The following is a 19,171-nucleotide window of genomic DNA, read 5'->3' as shown; positions in this document are numbered from 1 at the left end:
CGATAAAAACCCCTCAAAATTCTAAATCTCTTTATCTTTATGAGGGAAGGAAATATTTAACACACATCCCCACTCTTTTTCTGAATAAACTCGTAGTTTTCCGTTTAATTGTTGGATTCGTTCGTTCATCGCAGAAAGTCCAAACCCATATTTTTGCGGGTCGAGTGGTTTTCCATCATTTTTAAGAAGAAACCTGATGGTATTCTTTTCAACACTTAATTGAAAATGAAACTTTTCACAATGACCGTGTTTAATCCCATTCGTCAACCCTTCTTTTAATGATAGATAGACTGTACTTTTTTGTTCTTGGGTCATGCTGGGAACATCTTCAATCTCAGCGTTGATGTTAACCTCTGTATATTTGCAAGTTTCTTCGATCAGTTCTAGTAACGAAGTTTTTAAATCAAAGTTCCACTCATTTGCCTTTAGCATTCGAACCGAGCTACGAATTTCATCTAACCCTTTTCTAACAAGGTCTTGAGCAATTTCCATTTTTTCTTTTGCTACATCTTTATTTTTATCCAACAAACGCTTACTTGCTTCGATCTGTAAAATTGTCGCTGTCAATGTATGTCCTACATTATCGTGAATTTCTTGAGTTATTCGATTTCTCTCCTCTAACGCAGCGATTTCAGCCATAGCTGCGGAACTCTCTTGTATCGATTTTACGAGTTGCTGATGCGTTTCTTTTAATTTAGTCGTTCGCTCCTGTACTTTGATTTCCAGCTCATCTGAGTATCTCTGTACATTTCGTTGAAGCTCAACATATTGACTAATGATGATACTTATACAAGCAGAAGCCAATACATAATTCGCGATAAGTCCAACGTCTATACCCGTTTCCGCTATTTTAAAGACACTTCCGATGAGATATATCGTAATAAAGCCAACAACTCCAAGAATAGAAAATAATAACTCTCTCTTTTTCGTTTTCACATAAGACAGGATCATAAAAATGGAGATAGCTAGCATACTGACCACCAGTAGGACATTCAAGCTCACCACGCCGACAACAAATAGCTGTGGCCAAAAAGTTAGCGTTAGGATGACAATAATACAAAAACCGCCATAAAACTTCCAGGTCCAAGAAGCTAATTTTTTGTAGCGTTCATCCAATAAGTGTGAAAAGAACATTATAAATAATACGGGACCGACCGTAGAAACGAAAGCATTAAAATAAATGAATATGAGCGGCTCTTCAAAGAGAAATTGTTTAGATTCTACTCTCAGAATTCCGCCAACGGCTAATGATAGTGCAAATCCCGCAAAAGTAAGTAGCAACGTTTGTGTTCTATTAAACAAGTAAAAAATTAATGAAAATACCGCCATTAATCCGAACGCTAAGTTTCCAATAATCCGGTAAAGATCAGCAAAAATCATCTGTTTTAAAAACTGATCTTTTGGACCAACCATCATTGTTTCTGGTAGATTACCCTTTAAACGGATATAAACTGTTTCGTTCGCATCGATCGGGAATAGATCCCACCGTCTATTATGTATAATTCTAGGATCAGGCTCCAAATCGCCATAGGTATAGATGAGACTTTGCTTTTGATAAACTTCAAAATATGACGGTGAAATATTTAAATATAAATAAGGATCTTTACTGCTATCTTTTGAAACATCGATCTTTAACCACACCACTTTATCAGTTACAAGTTGATAATCATTCAAAGGCTTCCAATTCTCTCTATTGCGGATTTGTTCAATTGTCCCATCTTCGTTAGAAATAGAGATATTTAGAAATGTTGAGACCGAAACGTCTTTAGCCTGAACCGTATAAAATGGTAGAAGCAACATGATAAATATCACCACAAATATCTTTTTACCCATGTTACTCCTCCTTTTAATTAATGGATGATTGTTGAAGGTTCATCTAAACAAAATTGCGAACATTAAAAAAATACATTTTTATTTAAATGTAAACTGAAACTTCCATTTAAGCAACAAACTTTACAAAAAAACACATTAAGGAATATACAATCTCACTTTATAATAAGAACAAACGTTCTTTTGATGAGGTGAGATGTTTGCTAAAAGAAAAGCAGTTGGTTCAAGGAGCTAATTACACTTTTTTTGAAGAATTCATCTTGTCCAAACGTTTACGAACACTTAGATTATCAATATGTTGACTTACTTGTTGAGACGAAATTAAAAGGCAAAGATACATTAATCATCATACATATCGAACCACAATCCTCCTATCAGAAAGACTTTAATGATCGCATGTTCATCTACTTTAGCCAGATATACGAAAAATATCGTCGTCCCATTGTTCCTATCGCTGTTTTTAGTTATGAAAAAAATTAAAATAGAAAAAGACTCATTTACCGTCCATTTCCCATTTAAAGCAGTACTCTCTTTTCAGTTTTTCGCTTTGCAATTAAAACAGAAAAACTGGCTTGACTTTGTTAAGCAACCAAACCCAGCTGCTCTTCCTTATTAGGGAAAATGGGCTATGAACCGAGGAAGAAGAAAAATTAAACTTGAGTTTTTACGAATGCTTGTTCAACTTCAACTTGACCCCGCTCGTCAAAAGCTAGTGTATGGGATCTTTGAGAAATATCACAAACTTTCAGCTCAAGAAGAACTCCAGCTAAATGATTATTTTCTACAAACGATTGCGACACACAGGGTCTGCTCCCCATTTGCCGGAATCAGACCCTTTTTATTTCACCGTAATGAAACCAATAGTTCTTGGGATAATAACTGTGTAACAGATGGGAGGTGTACATATGACAAAGCGCAATAATAAAGGCGGAAGTAAAAATCAAAGTGCCCCAGAAAGACACGGAAAGTTAGATACGGAATTCGGCCGAGAGATTGGAGATAACAATAAAGGAACAGAATACAACTCGAGACGTGGCAGTAAATCGCAATTAAAACATCCGAATAATCATTAAAAATAGGACTATCCTTCGTACTACTAATGTTTGTATTCTACGAAGGATAGCCCCTTTATTGGATTGGTGCTTATTTATAGTTGAATAATAGCCTTTCTACACCACACTCTTTACCGTACGGCCACTCACATAAACCTTGTCATTCCTCTCATCTGCAGTTAATAAAAAGACCTCCTCAATATTATCATAACCGTGTTGATAAACTTTTTCTTTTAGCCAGGCCATGTTATGACCTAATTTAGCTAAGTTGGAATGATTAACTACGCCCTCTAAGATTAATACAGAAGGGTATCCCTTTTCAGTAGGATTCTGATCAAGATCACTTGGTGTTAGCGCATCATATTTAGATTTTTTAATTACACTAATTTGCCCATTTGGTTCCAATATGGCATAATCCACTTCTGTTAAATCATGGGCTTGATTTAGTCGTAAATCCATTAATAGTGCCTCGACTGTGAGTTTCGCTTTACGCATTTGGTCTACTAGGATTTCTCCTTTATTAATAATTACAATCGGTTCAGCTTCAACGACCCGTCTGACTTTCACATTTTTGAGAGCTAGAAATGTTAGAAATAAATGTAAGGCAACTATTAATGAAGCCGCGGCTAGAGGGCCGCCAAGAGGTAGGTCTCCCGTTGATAAAGGTTCACCAACAATGTCCCCAATAATGACGGCAAAGATAAAATCAATAGGGTGAAATGAAACCATCGAACGTTGTCCAAGAATTTTTATAATCGTAAAAATATAGATATATACAATCGCTGCTCGTATCAAGTATCCATAAATCGGTAAATCTTCTGCTCCATTCCAAAATTCCACAGTAAAACTCCCCTTCATTTCTTCTGTTCTCGTTAGATTATCTAACATTGTTACCACTATTACCTTTTTGTAAGTTTCTATTCAACAATGGTAATATTTAGGTGATTAATTCAATGTAATTCCAAACACTTAAACAGGTTATTTATAGGCAATTTATCAATGGCTATAAGTTGATAGGAATCATAACAAGCCAGCATGTCTTTATGCTGGCTTATGTCTTAAAGATTTTTGTTTGTCACTGGAATTGGTCAAATAAATGCATCTACCAGACCAATCTGGAATTTCACCTGTGGCAGGTTATGTTGCGAGCAGAATGAATACTTTAACATCGGCATTAATATTTTTATATATGAAAACATACGTGTTATATACTAATCACTGGAACCAAATGCTGTTACGGTAGATTTTTGACTTTAACCGACTAATCCACTATTCACAAAAGAAATTTTCTTCACTACTACTTCTGTCTCACCATTGGGTAAAAGAAGAGTAAATTTGCTATTTAGCTTTGCTAGTAATAATTGTAAACCAATTGGTGATAAAAATGAAATTAAATCTTGCTCCAGGTTCGCTTGATATGGGAAAACGATAGTAAATGTATCGATAATCTTTTCATCCAAATAAAGTAAGTCAATCTTACTGCCAATCAGAACAACAGAACTCAAACTCTCTTCACTGAAATTATTTAATTGTTCCTCAACTGCCATTGAATATTCCGATATTCTGCTTTTCACTGCACTTCTTTTCTGTCTATCTGGAACAAATAAGTCTAGGAATTGGTTTAGTTCTTCATCAAAATAAACAAGTTGGTTAATCAACTTGGATCGTGCAGCGATTAATGCTAAATTTTCACTCATAAAAGCTTCCCTCCTTACGAAGAACACTCCATCTTTTCTTTATGCATTAAGGCCCCATAATGGGGCCTTTGCGTTTTTTAATAGTTTCCTAATGAACTAAATTCTATATGTTGAATGCTAATTTCTTCAAATGGAAAACCATCCCCAAGGCTTACACGATCACCAACTTGTTTTAATAATAGTTGCTGGCCTAAAGGAGATTGATAGGAGAAGAACCCAATTTCTTCGTTTTCATAATTAGGCAAACAAATGGTAATTAGTTGAGGATCTTGGTTTGCCACATTAAGAGCAACTCTACTATCTATCATCACAAACGGAAGGGATGGGAAGTCTTTAAATTGCATGCCATTCAAACTGTACTGTGTTAATCTGTCAATATAATTGTTTAAGAGCTGTTCAGGATGAATATCTATATGGTTCTTTTCTTCCTTTTGAAACTCTTGAATAATCTTCATTTTGTTTCTTTTAATGTACTGAACCTGTAAAATGATCCTTTTCTTCATCCAGTTTTGCATAATGGCCTTCCTAAGGATCATTAACGAATCCTCCTATACCCATTATTCGTTGTGTAGGAAATAAACTCAGCTTATGCTCTACTCTTCCTTTTACTGGAGTTTGTTCCTGCAATGGCTTTTCAACCTCATCTTCGTTCTCTAATTCTGGTTTTATATACTCATCAAATATGATCTTTTTTTGCCAGTCTAACCACTCTTCACTACCCATTCATTTTCCTCACATTCTCCAAACTATTTTCAAAGATTAGTATGCTGGTTAATTATTTTTTATTTAATGCTTTTTTAGGACGACAAGACTTACAAACTTTTATTACTTGTTCATTCTCAATAGTTTTGTCATATAATAATTTAATTCGTTTCCTATTACATACTGGACATGTACCCCTACCACGACCTTCTAACTCACGCAATACCTTTCCGCGAGTAGTTGTAGCCATTTCTTTCACTCCTATTCATCTTCACACATTTGATAAAGTAAAGCTTCTGCTTCATCCAACAAAATATTTTTGGAAATCATAATCTCGCTAACTACCATATTATGGAACTTGTTGTATAACTCCCTTTCCGTTGAGTTCAAACTACTTTTTATTTTTTTCCGTACTAGAGCTTGCATGATCACTGCTATTGATTCCATATCACCTTTAATAAGAACGTTTTCATACTGCTTAAGCTTTTTGTGCAATGGAAATAAAGAAACTTTCGAATTAGCATTAACTAAATTTCCAAATATATCATTTAAATCCCCGAAACTCATTACACTCCTTACGTTTCTTTTACTAACAAGGCGAAACGGTAATGCAACATTAAGCTCGTTTAGTAAAAGGTCAAAAACATAAAATTTTTCTTTTTCATCCTGGATGGACTTCTCCTCTATAGCAATTACATACCCAGCTCCGTATGGCGGATAGACAATTTCATCCCCTACCTGAAACAATATAACCTCCCCTTTCTTCTTTTTAGAGAAAAGTTATAAATCGGCAAGAGAACCACCCCCTTCAAAATTAAATATTGTTAAATGCGATCTACCTATGTAACTCAAGTTTATCAATTTGAGTCATACCGATACTCTCCTTATAGTCTGTTATAGCAGCAACCAAAGGTAAGTGTGAGTATAGACTGAATAGTAAAATATTGTATGTACTTATATAGATCTTAACATAATACTTGCTAAAGGTACATTGAATATGTGTTAAAATAAAAATACTTTAATAAATAAGGACGGTGATATGATGACAAAACTCTCAATTTCCGTGAAAAAGCTAGGTCTTTCCTCAAAAGATGTTTTACAGATTATGATCTTACAGTCCCTAAACCAGACACCTTCACATACTGCAGAAATTTATAGACAAGTATCGAAAGGTTCAAAAGACGATCATTTAAGTCCTACTCGCTCTAGAACCTATGTCTATAAAACCATCGAGGAACTTCAACAAAACGGCTTGATCGATTTTCAAAAGGAAGGGCGAAAAAAAGTTTTATTCCTAAGTAAACAAGGAAGTGATTACTTAAAAGATCATAAAACAAAGCTATATCCTTCTCTTCAAAAACTGATCATCATTGTAGAACATATGATGAAAACAATAGTTAAGCGTAAAATTCAAACCGTTGATCTATCACTGACTGATGATGATAAACACTACCTTAGTAAAATAATTAATGTAAAGGCATTGATCCAATGGTATACACTTCATCGTCTCATTACTGAAGGCACTCATCATGGTGGCACCCTTTATCGAGAAATGAATATTTGGTTTGGTTGGATGAATAACCATGGGTACTTTTATCAAGTGCTAAGAGAAATGAATCACGAGGGATTGATTAAGGGTGCATGGTTAGATGAGGAAACACGTTCACAGCGAAAATATACTGTAACAAAATTGGGAGAGAGTCAGTTTACTTCTTTGAGCATTGAAATTGAAAACCATTTAAGTGAAGTTCATCAGTTTTTAAGGTCTATGATCGAGCAATTTAATCATACCCCTTAAAACCTGGGGAGCATTTGGCGTTAGAATTTGACCTAATTAAAACGTAGCCTATTTAATCATAAGGCTACGTTTTTTGTTACGTATTAATTTTTTTCACCAAAACCAGTAATTACTGTTCTATGCTTTGTTGTTTTTCCACTATTGCCCTATTGGTTTGCGAAAAATAAAAGATAAATTCACTGAGTAATGCTGCTATTATCCCCATTAATAAACCATTGGAAACAAGCGGCTGAATGAGAACGGGTATTTGCGTAAATGCCTCTGTAGGGATATTCATGATTGCCATTCCTAGCAAAGCTGGAAAAGCAATGCGATATATTGTTTTTGACGTGAATTGCAAGCCTTCGATATTTCTTAGTGCCGACCGAAATAACTGCAAATAGGCCACAAATAAAATCGTGTTCCCTACACTGTGAGGGATTGTAGAAAAGAATGCACTTAAAGTTGGGATTGCGCCTATAAAGATAAATAGGGCCGAACCAATAAAAAAAGGTAAGCGCTCTTTAATTCCTGTCGATTGCAAAAAACCGAGGGAAGATGCGTAAGGGGCATAAGGGACAAGTCCCAACATCCCTGATAATGACGTATACCCTCCAGATAGCATGAGAGATGCACGATATTGTTTCGGTTGAGTCTTACGTTCATAGATATCTTCTGCTCCTTTTAAAGTTGCGACCGTATTGGTTGTATTCAATAACCCAGTAATCACAACGGTCAGGACAATCCCCCATTCAAGGCTTGGCTCACCCCACGGAAACCATGTAAGGAAAGGAGTTGTTTTAACAGTAGTGACGGTTTCATGCTGAAAAAGGAAAACCGCTCCAATCCAACCAACTACCATTCCTATAAGTAAGGAGAGGTTACTGATAACACCCTTCCCTTTTACATTTAGATAGATTGTGAAAGCAGCAATCACAAAAGAAAAACAAGCCACACGAACATCAATATACTCACTATTATTTAAACCTAACATTCCTTTTAGAAAAATATAGATTAACTGATTGGCAAGCAGTAATAAAAAGACGAACATCACAACTGGCGTGAACCATTTCTTTAATAGATTGCCAAGTCCAAACATCCCTAGAAAAGAGACTAGCAGACCAGAGATAATAGCTCCCACAGCGATGCTTCCACCTATTGTCGTCAACTCCATATTTAATGTACTAGCGGTGGCAGCAAGACTTAAAATAACACCCCACCAAAGGCCAGATTGCCCCTCCATTAAAGCATAACGGTGTCCGATCAGTCCTTGTAATATACAAGCAATACCTGTAAAAATAAAAGAACGCTGGATAGCAGATACAATCTCTATTTGCTCTAAGCCAAATGCACCTCCAATGGAAATTGGGATAACTACAGTATTAGCAAACATAAAAAACAACCATTGAAAACCACCTAAAAAAGCGATACTTACTGGCAACTTCCCCACTAACTTACATCCTTTCACCCTGAAGTAAAAACATAAATTCCTAGCATAATACCAAATATTTGTAATTAAGTCTATACTAGTTTAAAGATTCATAATAAAACATCCCTCACCTCAATGGATTATTGTTACTTTGGGTCAATTCCTTTTGATTTTTATTTTCGGCGTCTTTTTGTTGGAGATACCATCATCTGAAGATAGTCCACTAGTATATTTCACTTCAATCCCGATAATAGTATCTTTAAATTCAATAAGTAAATCAATTTCACCTTCACGATCATATGGCCAAAATTGTATCTTATCCGCCCAAAATTCACATTGGATAGTTCGTATCAATTCGCAACAGATTTTGAATGCACTCCATTTGCAGTACTTCCCTCATTACATAAAAAAAGGGATATACCTTTATACACCAAATACATTACCAGTTAAATTGTCTTCTAATGGTTACGTTAAATTTGAACCAAGACGACTAATTTCCCCTCTAGTTTCAGCTATTTTTGTATTCCCCTACCTAATTGGAATTTAATGGACTGTCCCTCTTTAAGGCAACATATTAACTCATCGTGATGGTGAACTGCCCATGTCAAGTAGACAGTCTCCCCTCTCACATTTCCCCCATGTTTCATTTTAGGACAGTGTATTAAAACGGCACATTTTGTAATTTTTTTATTAATATTCACTATTGGAAAACTATTCTTATTTATAGTGTCTCATAATAGAACATTCAAAATCTAATTCTTTTTATAAATCTAATAAGAGTAAGTATTGATAAATTGGCACAACTATTGCAATTCAATATTCAAACGAGTAAAGGAGGACAGGTTTCACCATTGTAATTTCCTTTCATAATATTAGGAGGTGCTAGTTTTGGAGACAAATGCAGAAATATTGTTAAAATCAAGGCAAATTAAAGTGACTTCTGAAGAAGGTATTACTCTTGAAAATCAGTGGACAGCTATTCAAAACTTAAAGGGAGATTTAGACAATTTAGGTATTGGCCCCGAAGATATAGCTCTTTGTCATGATTCTGGAAGGAGTGGTAGAGAATGAGTAAAGATCTTGCGCAAATGACGATATCTGAATTGGCACCAATGTTACGTCAGGGTGATATTTCTCCAGTTGACATTACTAAATCCTTATTTAAAAGAATTGATGATTTCGAAGGTCAAATTAATGCCTATATCGAGCATGATAAGGACAAAATAATGAATTTATCGAAACAAGCAGAGCAAGACATACAGGCAGGAAACTATAAAGGAAATCTTCATGGCATCCCATTAGCATTAAAAGATATTCTTTATTTTAAAGGTGAGAAGGTCACGATGGGTTCGAAAATACATGAAAATTTTATCCCAGATTACGATGCTACTGTCATAACTAAGCTAAAAGAAGCAGGAGTTGTTTTTAGTGGAAAGTTAAATATGCATGAATATGCTTGGGGTGCCAATACAACAAACCCTCACTTTGGTCCATGTCGAAACCCTTGGAATACTGAAAAAATTCCTGGTGGCTCAAGTGGTGGATCAGGGGCCGCTGTGGCTGCTGATATGACAATAGCCTCACTCGGCACTGATACGGGTGGATCCATTCGTATTCCAGCATCAGCATGTGGAATTGTTGGATTAAAGCCCACACATGGAAGAGTGAGTAAATATGGATGCTTCCCACTTGCATGGTCACTTGATCATATCGGACCAATGACTAAGAGTGTTGAAGATGCCGCTATTATGCTAGATTATATTGCTGGGTATGATGTCAAGGATCCGACAACAGTAGACATCCCAAAAGGAAACTACCATGATTTATTAAGTACTGATATAAAAGGGAAAATTATTGGAATAAATGAAGAGTACTTTTTCAAAAATGTCGATAGCTCTGTAGAAAAGCATGTCAGAAAAGCGATTTTAGAATTAGAGTCTTTGGGAGCAAAAATAGAAGAAGTCAAGATCCCAGCTCTTCAATATTCTGAATATGCAGAAATGATAACCATCATAAGCGAAGCCAGTACAATCCATTACGAAAATTTAATTGCTAGAGAACACGATTTTGGTGATGATGTTCGCTTCTTACTGAAACTAGGGCAACTCCCGTCAGCAGTAGATTATTTGCAGGCACAACAAATAAGAAAACAAATGACTAAAGATTTTGCTCATATTTTTAAAAAGGTCGATGCCCTTATCTCTCCTACATTGCCATTTTCACCTCCGAATATTGGTGAAGATAAGGTCATTATTAACCACAACGAAGGAATGTTTCTAGATCACGTAATACGTTTTACTGGTCCAGGAAATATTAGTGGCCTTCCAGCTATTTCTATTCCATGTGGTCTCCATCAAGGATTACCAGTAGGAATGCAAATAATGGGTCCTGCCTTTAAAGAAGAGAACATTTTAAACATTGCTTATGCTTTTGAGCAAACAAACCCATTATTAGGTCAAAAACCAAACTTAGAAAAAGCAAAAATTTAACTACGCTGCCGAAAAATGGATTGAAAGAAAAATCCCTAAGGCTGGAATGAATTCCAGCCTTTTAAGTTTATATTTACTCCTTCAATACACAAACGTAAAAGCGCTCATTTAATTGCTTCTTTCTCATTGATCCCATCAATTAATAAAGTCTGGAACTTGCTGAGATGACCTAAACTTTTTAACAGGGGTCTGTCCTCCATTGAGTTAATGCTTTACCAAGTTGGGCGACAGAGAAACCATTAATTCTTGGAAAATTAATCCGTGTAACAGATTGGAGGTGTACATATGACCAAGCGCAATGATATAGGCAGAAGTAAAAATCAAAGTGCCCCGGAGGACACGGAAAGTTAGATACGGAATTTGGTCGAGAGATTGGCGATAACAATAAAGGAACAGAATATAACTCGCGACGTGGTAGCAAATCGCAATTAAAACACCCGAATAACCATTAAAAAAGAACTGTCCTCCAGTATTGGAGGGCAGTTCCTCCCCTAAAACCGATCATTCCTTGAACTTATAAGAAATGGTCGATTTACATTCCTTTTTTCTCTTCAATTATTCTTTTAAGTGATACTGCCAAAAGATTATTACGTCAAGGAATGCATCTTCATCTTTCGATACAACGTACTTCTTGAAATCCCTAACAATTGTGCTGCTCTACTAATGTTATTAGTAGTTGATAGTGCTTTCTGAATAGTTTGTTTTTCAACTTCCTCTAATAACAAGGTGTCACTACTATGTTTTGGTGGCATTTGTTTTATCGTTAATTCTGAAGGCAAATGCTCAACATCTATCATGTAATCGTCCTTACTTTTAGCTAATAAAAATGATCTTTCTATAACATTCCGAAGTTCCCTAATATTTCCTGGCCATGAATAGGAGCGTAAAAGTTGAAGTGCTTCTTCGGAGAGGTTAGATGGACCTGTCCTATAATAATTGATAAAACTATCAAGTAAATCTTTTACCAATAATCTTATATCTTCGTTTCGTTCTCTTAGGGCTGGTATGGTAACAGACATAACATTTAGTCGATAATATAAATCCGCTCGAAACGTCCCTTGATACGCGATCTCTTCCTGTAAATTACGATTTGTGGCCGCCAAAAACCTGACGTCTATCTTTCTTTCTTTATGATCTCCTAATCGAACAATTACTTTTGTTTCTAATACCCGTAGTAGTGTAATTTGTAGGTCTAGTGGCATTTCTCCGATTTCATCTAAAAATAGCGTTCCCCCATCGGCAAGTTCAAATTTACCTTTACGTCCCCCTTTAACTGCTCCTGTAAAAGCACCTTCTACAAATCCAAATAACTCACTTGCCACTAGGTCTCTAGGGAGAGCGCCTGCATTAATGGCAATAAAAGGTCCATTTTTTCTATTACTTTGTTTATGAATAGCGTGAGCAAGTACTTCTTTACCTACTCCTGTTTCACCTAAGATTAGTACATTAGCATCCGAGTTAGTTGCCGCACAGGCTATTTTTAATTGCTGTTGATACCCTTCATTCACTGTCTTAATTATGTCAAATCTCATTAGACGTTGTTTATTATCTACTTTTACATCTGGTTCTTTATTAATCTGTATAATTCTATAAGACTTATGGTTCGAAGGACGATTAATCGTAACATTGTATTCTTTATTGTTATTGTTTATTTCCGTAACAGTTCTAAGTTGACCTTCATAAATATTAAATTTGCTATTGGCGATTGCATTTGCATACAAAACTTCATCATGTTCATTCAATAAAATATATGCATCTTTAGTTTCTAAAGAAAACTCCTCGAAAAGACTACTCCAATCGACAATTTCTATTTTTTCGGATGCATTGCTGTTTATTGTATCATATGGTTTTGCAGAAACGAGTTTTTTAGAATCCCAGACTATCGTAAATTGACCATGTGAATTAATTTGCCCAATGCGAATTGGCCTTGATATATGGTGGTTTTCTTTTTCAACCCTAATCATTCCAGATGGTGTTTCAAAATTATGGTCAGTTAGTGCGTCTAGAAAAGCCCTTGTTTCAAATCTTTCATAACTTACTAATTTCTCTAACACCATTTTTGTGCCTAAGTACGTATTAAACATAACAGAAGAAATAACTTGTGTATCTTCAAATTCATTTTTAAGTTGTTGAACAAACAAATGGTTTTCTTTCAAATCCAATGATTGAAAATAACTTCCGCCACTAAAATGTCCTTCGGTATACCTTGCACCTATTGCCTTAATTTCTGTTTCCTTTGTAATGGGGCTAAAAATTGGCAGCAACCTCGGGTCGAATCCCAATCCTTTAAACGTCCTGTAAAATGGAACAACACTTTCTCCTACTAAAGTAGAAAAAATAGCATTTACTCCACTTTTATCAATATCTTCAAAAATGTCCATATAATTGGAATGTCCAAAAGGAACATACCTTTCTCCTACAACTTTCCCTTCAAGAGCAGCCCAGTACTTTTTAACTTCATCATTTGTTGCTTTCGGATAAATATAATCATTACCTATTAAATAAATATTTGAGCCAAAGTGATTTTTTATATATTTGAGAAGAGGCAAAACTTGTTGATTGGGTACTTCCCCTGTATAAAGAACATTGGGGTGGATCTCATGCCCTTCGTAAAGAGCTGGGTAGATTAAAAGACAATCATGTTCTTCGAATAACTGTAACAAAGCTTTACGACATGCCGAGGTATATGTTCCGATAAAAACTCTAATTCCTTCTTGAATAAGGCTTTTTGCTTCACTCATCGTTTTATCTGGATCAGATTGTATATCACGTACAACGAATTCGACTAGCTCTCTGCTATCCTTAACATTTCGATTATATTCTTGAAGTGCGAAGAGAGCTGCTCGGTATTGACCAATTTCTGTAACTGAAGTTGTTCCTGTTAGAGAAAAAAGCACTCCAATCTTTTTCATCCTCTTACCCCCACGTTTTGTTTTAGAACAATGTTTCATAATAATACACCTATCTTATTTTCCCTTTTATTGTACATTATTAAAATTATTTTGAAAATTAAATCAATTAATTATGTTTCAAAATGGGACAGTTATCTATTACTACTTTTCAAGGAAAATCAGTGTTATTAGGGTATCTAAAATTGGCACAGCTTTTGCATTAATAAAAGCAAATAGTGAAAAAGCGTAGATAAAAGCTACACTTCTTTATTATTAAATCTATCAAAATTCAAAAATTGAAGGGAGATTTTCATTTATGAGACATGGGGATATTAGTAGTAGTAAGGATACTGTAGGGGTAGCTGTTGTCAACTATAAAATGCCACGTCTACACAATAAGGAGCAAGTACTAGAAAACTGTAAAAATATCGCTAATATGATCACTGGTATGAAAACAGGTTTACCAGGCATGGATCTAGTTATCTTTCCAGAGTACAGTACCCAAGGAATTATGTACGACGAGCAAGAAATGTATGATACGGCAACAACAATCCCTGGTGCAGAAACTGAAATTTTTGCAGAGGCTTGCCGAAAAGCTAATGTGTGGGGAGTATTTTCAATTACAGGAGAGCAGCATGAGCTCCATCCTAATAAAACCCCTTATAATACACTAATCTTAATGAATAACAAAGGTGAGGTCGTTCAAAAGTACCGTAAAATCCTGCCATGGAACCCAATCGAGCCTTGGTATCCAGGTGATACAACACATGTTGTTGAAGGGCCAAAAGGAATGAAGATCAGTTTAATTATTTGTGATGACGGTAACTATCCAGAAATCTGGAGAGATTGTGCGATGAAAGGTGCAGAGTTAATCGTTCGTTGCCAAGGATATATGTACCCTTCGAAAGAGCAACAGATTATGGTAGCAAAAACAATGGCATGGATGAATACTTCTTATGTGGCAGTTGCAAACGCTACTGGTTTTGATGGTGTATATTCATACTTCGGTCACTCTAGTATTGTTGGATTTGATGGTGGAACTTTAGGCGAATGCGGTACTGAAGAAAATGGTATTCAATATGCAGAGCTTTCTGTTTCACAAATTCGTGATGCAAGAGCAAATTGGCAATCACAAAACCACTTATTTAAATTACTACACAGAGGATACACAGGAACTATTCAATCTGGAGACGGCGATAAGGGAGTGGCTGAATGTCCATTTGACTTTTATCGTACATGGGTAATGGATGCTGAACAAGCTAGGGAAAATGTTGAAAAAATCACGAGAAAAACTGTTGGTACTGCCGAGTGTCCAATCAACGGAATCCCACACGAAGGAAAAACAAAAGAAGCAGGTGTTTAAATTCTATTCTTTAATTCAGGTTTAGGGGCCAATAAAATTTGGCTCCCCCCTTCTACTCCATAAAAAGGAGGAAATCAAATTGCCATTTATCAACGATAAACTAAAAAGTTACCAAGAAAAAGCACTAGAAGAAAACCAAGAAGAACTAAATATCAAAGAAACTACTTCTTCACTAATAGCTAAAGTGAAAACTAGATTTTCTTTTAAACCCTCATTAGTTATTAATACTTTAAAGAAAACAATTTTTGGCCAGAATGAAGTTATTGAAAAAGTGTCTGATATGCTTAATATCGTTCACGCTGATATCACTGAAAAGCACCGACCGCTATATGTAGCTATTTTTCTCGGACCAACTGGGGTAGGAAAAACGGAAACAGTCAAAGTCATCGCAAATTCAATTTATGGTCGACCCGATGCCTTTTGTAGAATTGATATGAATACACTAGCTCAAGAGCATTACGCTGCTGCCATCACTGGGGCACCTCCTGGCTATGTTGGTAGTAAAGAAGGGACTAGCGTTTTCGATGAAGAAAAAATTAAAGGTTCGTTTAGTAAACCAGGTATTGTGTTACTAGATGAAATAGAAAAAGCTGATACAACTGTTTTACAATCGCTTTTAAATGTATTTGATAATGGGAAGATGGTATTAACCAATGGAGAACATGTGATTGACTTCCGTAACTCAATAATATTCATGACTAGTAATCTAGGTTCAAGGCAGATCTTTGAATTTGTGGATAACAATTTTAAATCGAAGTTAAAAAGGCTCTACTATCGCCTTCTACCGTCTAATTGGGGTAAAAGTAACAATTTTATATTACAAAAGATCATAAAAAAACAACTAGAACAAAGTTTCTCGCCTGAATTTATTAACCGACTAGATGATCGTGTTATTTTTAATTGGTTAGGTCAAGATACCTTCTACCCTATTCTTGATAAATTTGTATCCCTGCTAAATGAAAGACTAGAAAAACACCTTTGTCAAATCACTCTTGATGATAGCGCTAAGCAATTTATCATCGAGAAAGGTTTCGACAAACATTACGGCGCCAGGGCTATGAGACGAGAAATCAGAAGACACCTCGAGGTTCCCTTAGCAAAAGTCTTAGGAAATAGACAAGGATCAACAACCTATGTCTCTTATAAAGTAACTGTTCTTGATAAACAGTTAACGTTTCAAGAGGTATAAAGGAGGATATTTATGTCCAATGTTGGATTACTTTATGTTGGTGCCGTTTTATTTTTAAATGGCTTTATGTTATTAGGAAAAGTTGATGGGAAAAGTGCAGGTATATTCAACCTGTTTATTGGTGGACTACAAGTTTTTACACCCATCTATATTATTCTAACAGCTAACGGAGATTTACCTACTATTTTTTCTGCATCAGGTTTGTTCTTGTTTGGGTTTACTTATCTATATGTAGGAATTACCAATTTAACTAATTCTGTTGCAAATGGGGTTGGCTACTATTCATTGTGGGTTTCAATATTAGCAATCGGTTATTCTATAGCTAATTTCACCTACTTAGGGGATATAAAATTTGGGGTAATATGGTTAATGTGGTCCTACTTGTGGTTTTTATTTTACCTATTATTAGCTAGAAATAAACCAATTGGACCATATACAGGATGGATTGCATTAATCCAATCTTGGATTACTTGTACAATACCTGGATTTATGCTTCTGTTAGATGTATGGAATCAGGTTACAGATGTTATTATTATTCTTTTAGGAATTGGTTCTTTCTTGTTATTCACCTTTCTTTACTTCACTGGAAGAACGTTTAACAAGACAACAAAACTAAAAACAACTGTATAATCAATGTCAATTTATATAGCACACACTTTCAACATATAAAAAACAAGTTCTCACTTAATTATTGAGAACTTGTTTTCGTACTACCTCATCGACTTCCTATACCCTGCCTCAACTGCCTCTTCTTCTGTACAAAACATCTCTTCTGGAATGGTTCTATCATAAAATTGGCCGCCAGGTACGTGATAGATGAGCTCACCACTTGAGCTGTGGTTTCCTTTAATCGTTGGATTGTCACATCCCGCCTTTGGACCTGGTGTGGCTTCACTCTTTTCCTCTACTACACTTTCGTCAAATCCGCGGTCGGTTGCATAGTTTTCGATACTCCAAATCCCGAGTTCTTGCTGCTGGGCCTTTTTCTGGATTTCATAAAATCGATCGACATGTCTTGTGTTAGGTGCAAACACATATGCCACTCGGGCTAGACCTTTTTCAAGAAGAAGTTCATTGAACATCTTGTCTCCGACCCAGACATACGCGAGCAAACGGCCATATCGGTCTCGTTCACTCACATCCATCTCAAGGTGAACTTCTTCTCCAACTGGCATCATATCTTTAGCGAGCTGACTGGATTCAGGACCAAATGGTTGGACTGGTTTATTAGGATGGACCGATTCTGGTGTATCCACTAGTAGCAATCGTACCCGTTCTTCTTGACCATTTTTTAGCTTCACAATAATTGTATCGCCGTCGACAACTCGAACTACATTGGCTGGTATAAAGCTTGTTTTTATTTCATCTGTTTCCTCGGTCGTTTCTTCTTCAAGTAGTTCTTCATTCTGTTCAGTAACTTTTTCTAAGGGCTCAGTATCTGGTATTTCGCTACACCCCATTAATAATAGAAAAGCTACAAGTAGTAAAACGGTTCTTTTCATCATGTTCTACATTCCCCTATTATAATATATACAAATGACACATTTCTTTATATTACTATCATTTTTCTCCTGCATCAACTGAATATCTATTATAAATACCTTATTTGGGAGAATAGTAGATTATATAGGGGAATGCAAAATTTTAGAGTAGCAAGTAAAGCATTATTTTAATTTAAATGTTATTTGGTCTATCATTGAAAACCCTAGGAAAACTTTATTCCGATTTTTACAGTTCACGTCTTGGTTCTAAAAAAATTAGACGCGAGGATCCCAACTGCTCCCGCGATTAGGAAAATATTTTTTAATACATCGTTGTTTGCCTCAACTAAGAAAAACACACCGATTAGAAAAATAAGAAATCCACTATATCCAAGAAACTTCCCTATTTTTGTACGATTTTTAAACAACCAATCACCTCATAATTATCATTTTAGTTCCGCCTGAAAGCAAAGTTCTACTGGTATAATTTAGTTTATTGATTTGTTTGTCGTTTACTTAGATGTATAGCATTTGCAACTGATCCAATTAATCCCGTAATGATAAAAATATATGCTATAAACAACGGTGTCGAACTAAGTGTCTCGGTCAGTAATCTAAACATACCAACAGCAAAAATTAGTAAACTACAAACTAGTGTTACTATTGTCCGATATTTAACGTTCATCTTTTCAAACCTCCAAATAGCTTAGTAACTGTAGAAATATTTGTTGGAACAAGCAATATTTTCTCTAACTTAAAAATCAAAAAGATTTCTTTCCCCATGACCTAATAAATCGATACCGAAATGGACTAGAATAGCAAATGTAAAACTCCAAATGACAATACTTGCTGTCATCCAATAAGCGGTTTTCTTTTTCGCTCCTCCAAGTGTCAAACTCATAAAAGCTGTAAGGTGACTACCGACAATCAATGGCCCAATCAGAGCTAACCCTGGTAAACCATACTTTTTCCATAATTTCTGTGCTCTTTGCTGTCGTTTATTTGGAGAGTTATCTTCTTCATTTTTTCTCTTTTTTCTCTTTTCTCTCCATTCTTTAATTTTATTAACAAAAGCGACTACTAATAAAACGGTTACGATATTTCCTACAAGACCAAGAATAATAACAGGTACTGGTGACAACCCTGCAATCATCGCTATCGGAATCACTCCGTACGCTTCAAAAAAAGGAAGCGCAGCAAAAATAAACACGAGAACATAAACCCACAAAGAATCAATTAAATTCATACAAAACCTCCATTAATTCAATCAT

General features: G+C 35.5%; 21 protein-coding genes. 8 read left to right on the top strand and 13 right to left on the bottom strand.

Going from position 1 to position 19,171, the window contains the following annotated elements; translation table 11 throughout:
• Nucleotides 1-21 precede the first annotated feature (21 nt).
• Nucleotides 22-1,833: a sensor histidine kinase gene (locus GKP30_RS20695; RefSeq protein ID WP_216831370.1), complete on the bottom strand. Its 1,812-nt coding sequence runs from the start codon at nucleotides 1,831-1,833 to the stop codon at nucleotides 22-24.
• 243 nt (nucleotides 1,834-2,076) lie between these two features.
• Here GKP30_RS20695 and GKP30_RS20690 point away from each other — a divergent pair, with 243 nt between their 5' ends.
• Complete coding sequence (locus GKP30_RS20690) at nucleotides 2,077-2,310, top strand: RpnC/YadD family protein (protein WP_216831369.1); 234 nt, start codon at nucleotides 2,077-2,079, stop codon at nucleotides 2,308-2,310.
• A gap of 170 nt (nucleotides 2,311-2,480) precedes the next feature.
• Here GKP30_RS20690 and GKP30_RS20685 read toward each other — a convergent pair whose 3' ends face one another.
• Entirely contained in the window at nucleotides 2,481-2,630 is a 150-nt protein-coding gene (locus GKP30_RS20685; protein WP_216831368.1) for a hypothetical protein, read from the bottom strand.
• Between the two features lie 105 nt (nucleotides 2,631-2,735).
• Between GKP30_RS20685 and GKP30_RS20680 the strand changes: the two genes are divergently transcribed.
• Nucleotides 2,736-2,903 (top strand): imidazoleglycerol-phosphate dehydratase, encoded by a 168-nt coding sequence (locus tag GKP30_RS20680; RefSeq protein WP_216831367.1) that lies wholly within the window; start codon nucleotides 2,736-2,738, stop codon nucleotides 2,901-2,903.
• Nucleotides 2,904-2,999: 96 nt separating this feature from the next.
• Here GKP30_RS20680 and GKP30_RS20675 read toward each other — a convergent pair whose 3' ends face one another.
• From GKP30_RS20675 to GKP30_RS20650, 6 genes are all read right to left on the bottom strand, one after another.
• Nucleotides 3,000-3,722: a DUF421 domain-containing protein gene (locus GKP30_RS20675; RefSeq protein ID WP_328703193.1), complete on the bottom strand. Its 723-nt coding sequence runs from the start codon at nucleotides 3,720-3,722 to the stop codon at nucleotides 3,000-3,002.
• Nucleotides 3,723-4,135: 413 nt separating this feature from the next.
• Nucleotides 4,136-4,579: a GreA/GreB family elongation factor gene (locus GKP30_RS20670; protein ID WP_216831366.1), complete on the bottom strand. Its 444-nt coding sequence runs from the start codon at nucleotides 4,577-4,579 to the stop codon at nucleotides 4,136-4,138.
• A gap of 77 nt (nucleotides 4,580-4,656) precedes the next feature.
• A complete protein-coding gene (locus tag GKP30_RS20665) occupies nucleotides 4,657-5,115 on the bottom strand; it encodes a GreA/GreB family elongation factor (protein WP_216831365.1) in 459 nt (152 codons plus the stop codon).
• A complete protein-coding gene (locus tag GKP30_RS20660; RefSeq protein ID WP_216831364.1) occupies nucleotides 5,105-5,302 on the bottom strand; it encodes a hypothetical protein in 198 nt (65 codons plus the stop codon). Before GKP30_RS20660 ends, GKP30_RS20665 begins: the two co-directional genes overlap by 11 nt.
• Before the next feature lie 52 nt (nucleotides 5,303-5,354).
• Nucleotides 5,355-5,531 (bottom strand): hypothetical protein, encoded by a 177-nt coding sequence (locus GKP30_RS20655; RefSeq protein ID WP_216831363.1) that lies wholly within the window; start codon nucleotides 5,529-5,531, stop codon nucleotides 5,355-5,357.
• An 11-nt stretch (nucleotides 5,532-5,542) separates the two neighbouring features.
• Nucleotides 5,543-6,028: a CarD family transcriptional regulator gene (locus GKP30_RS20650; RefSeq protein WP_216831362.1), complete on the bottom strand. Its 486-nt coding sequence runs from the start codon at nucleotides 6,026-6,028 to the stop codon at nucleotides 5,543-5,545.
• Nucleotides 6,029-6,320: 292 nt separating this feature from the next.
• Between GKP30_RS20650 and GKP30_RS20645 the strand changes: the two genes are divergently transcribed.
• Nucleotides 6,321-7,079: a helix-turn-helix transcriptional regulator gene (locus GKP30_RS20645; protein WP_216831361.1), complete on the top strand. Its 759-nt coding sequence runs from the start codon at nucleotides 6,321-6,323 to the stop codon at nucleotides 7,077-7,079.
• Between the two features lie 109 nt (nucleotides 7,080-7,188).
• Here the strand turns inward: GKP30_RS20645 and GKP30_RS20640 are convergent, their stop codons facing one another.
• Entirely contained in the window at nucleotides 7,189-8,508 is a 1,320-nt protein-coding gene (locus tag GKP30_RS20640) for a uracil/xanthine transporter (protein ID WP_328703192.1), read from the bottom strand.
• Between the two features lie 867 nt (nucleotides 8,509-9,375).
• On the opposite strand from GKP30_RS20640, the gene GKP30_RS20635 reads away from it, so the two are divergent.
• Entirely contained in the window at nucleotides 9,376-9,558 is a 183-nt protein-coding gene (locus GKP30_RS20635; protein ID WP_216831360.1) for a hypothetical protein, read from the top strand.
• Nucleotides 9,555-10,976, top strand: a complete 1,422-nt coding sequence (locus GKP30_RS20630; protein ID WP_216831359.1) for an amidase — start codon at nucleotides 9,555-9,557, stop codon at nucleotides 10,974-10,976. The genes GKP30_RS20635 and GKP30_RS20630 overlap by 4 nt, the downstream gene beginning before the upstream one ends.
• 587 nt (nucleotides 10,977-11,563) lie before the next feature.
• On the opposite strand, the gene GKP30_RS20625 is transcribed toward GKP30_RS20630, so the two are convergent.
• Entirely contained in the window at nucleotides 11,564-13,888 is a 2,325-nt protein-coding gene (locus GKP30_RS20625) for a transporter substrate-binding protein (RefSeq protein ID WP_216831358.1), read from the bottom strand.
• A 295-nt stretch (nucleotides 13,889-14,183) separates the two neighbouring features.
• On the opposite strand from GKP30_RS20625, the gene GKP30_RS20620 reads away from it, so the two are divergent.
• From GKP30_RS20620 to GKP30_RS20610, 3 genes are all read left to right on the top strand, one after another.
• Nucleotides 14,184-15,230, top strand: a complete 1,047-nt coding sequence (locus GKP30_RS20620) for an aliphatic amidase (protein ID WP_216831357.1) — start codon at nucleotides 14,184-14,186, stop codon at nucleotides 15,228-15,230.
• A gap of 79 nt (nucleotides 15,231-15,309) precedes the next feature.
• Nucleotides 15,310-16,419: an AAA family ATPase gene (locus tag GKP30_RS20615; RefSeq protein WP_216831356.1), complete on the top strand. Its 1,110-nt coding sequence runs from the start codon at nucleotides 15,310-15,312 to the stop codon at nucleotides 16,417-16,419.
• Nucleotides 16,420-16,431: 12 nt separating this feature from the next.
• The gene (locus GKP30_RS20610; RefSeq protein WP_216831355.1) at nucleotides 16,432-17,049 is read left to right on the top strand and encodes an AmiS/UreI family transporter; all 618 of its coding nucleotides are present in this window, start codon (nucleotides 16,432-16,434) and stop codon (nucleotides 17,047-17,049) included.
• A gap of 80 nt (nucleotides 17,050-17,129) precedes the next feature.
• Here the strand turns inward: GKP30_RS20610 and GKP30_RS20605 are convergent, their stop codons facing one another.
• The 3 genes from GKP30_RS20605 to GKP30_RS20595 form a co-directional block, all read right to left on the bottom strand.
• Nucleotides 17,130-17,924 (bottom strand): thermonuclease family protein, encoded by a 795-nt coding sequence (locus GKP30_RS20605; protein WP_216831354.1) that lies wholly within the window; start codon nucleotides 17,922-17,924, stop codon nucleotides 17,130-17,132.
• 469 nt (nucleotides 17,925-18,393) lie between these two features.
• On the bottom strand, nucleotides 18,394-18,585 hold the full coding sequence (locus GKP30_RS20600) for a hypothetical protein (protein ID WP_216831353.1): 192 nt from the start codon (nucleotides 18,583-18,585) through the stop codon (nucleotides 18,394-18,396).
• Nucleotides 18,586-18,654: 69 nt separating this feature from the next.
• Complete coding sequence (locus tag GKP30_RS20595) at nucleotides 18,655-19,146, bottom strand: small multi-drug export protein (protein ID WP_216831352.1); 492 nt, start codon at nucleotides 19,144-19,146, stop codon at nucleotides 18,655-18,657.
• Nucleotides 19,147-19,171 lie beyond the last annotated feature (25 nt).

This window comes from Alkalihalobacterium elongatum (assembly GCF_019024285.1).
In the GTDB taxonomy this organism is placed as follows: domain Bacteria; phylum Bacillota; class Bacilli; order Bacillales; family Bacillaceae_F; genus Alkalihalobacterium; species Alkalihalobacterium elongatum.
The sequence above is the reverse complement of the archived record's forward strand: the minus strand, read 5'-3'. Positions and strand labels throughout refer to the sequence as shown.

What these genes read in the sequence shown, in the direction of transcription:
- GKP30_RS20670 (WP_216831366.1), bottom strand. Translation starts at nt 4,579, where the DNA reads ATGAGTGAAAATTTAGCATTAATCGCTGCACGATCCAAGTTGATTAAC.
- GKP30_RS20665 (WP_216831365.1), bottom strand. Translation starts at nt 5,115, where the DNA reads ATGATCCTTAGGAAGGCCATTATGCAAAACTGGATGAAGAAAAGGATC.
- GKP30_RS20620 (WP_216831357.1), top strand. Translation starts at nt 14,184, where the DNA reads ATGAGACATGGGGATATTAGTAGTAGTAAGGATACTGTAGGGGTAGCT.
- GKP30_RS20645 (WP_216831361.1), top strand. Translation starts at nt 6,321, where the DNA reads ATGATGACAAAACTCTCAATTTCCGTGAAAAAGCTAGGTCTTTCCTCA.
- GKP30_RS20600 (WP_216831353.1), bottom strand. Translation starts at nt 18,585, where the DNA reads ATGAACGTTAAATATCGGACAATAGTAACACTAGTTTGTAGTTTACTA.
- GKP30_RS20595 (WP_216831352.1), bottom strand. Translation starts at nt 19,146, where the DNA reads ATGAATTTAATTGATTCTTTGTGGGTTTATGTTCTCGTGTTTATTTTT.
- GKP30_RS20625 (WP_216831358.1), bottom strand. Translation starts at nt 13,888, where the DNA reads ATGAAAAAGATTGGAGTGCTTTTTTCTCTAACAGGAACAACTTCAGTT.
- GKP30_RS20695 (WP_216831370.1), bottom strand. Translation starts at nt 1,833, where the DNA reads ATGGGTAAAAAGATATTTGTGGTGATATTTATCATGTTGCTTCTACCA.
- GKP30_RS20680 (WP_216831367.1), top strand. Translation starts at nt 2,736, where the DNA reads ATGACAAAGCGCAATAATAAAGGCGGAAGTAAAAATCAAAGTGCCCCA.
- GKP30_RS20655 (WP_216831363.1), bottom strand. Translation starts at nt 5,531, where the DNA reads ATGGCTACAACTACTCGCGGAAAGGTATTGCGTGAGTTAGAAGGTCGT.
- GKP30_RS20660 (WP_216831364.1), bottom strand. Translation starts at nt 5,302, where the DNA reads ATGGGTAGTGAAGAGTGGTTAGACTGGCAAAAAAAGATCATATTTGAT.
- GKP30_RS20605 (WP_216831354.1), bottom strand. Translation starts at nt 17,924, where the DNA reads ATGATGAAAAGAACCGTTTTACTACTTGTAGCTTTTCTATTATTAATG.
- GKP30_RS20630 (WP_216831359.1), top strand. Translation starts at nt 9,555, where the DNA reads ATGAGTAAAGATCTTGCGCAAATGACGATATCTGAATTGGCACCAATG.
- GKP30_RS20610 (WP_216831355.1), top strand. Translation starts at nt 16,432, where the DNA reads ATGTCCAATGTTGGATTACTTTATGTTGGTGCCGTTTTATTTTTAAAT.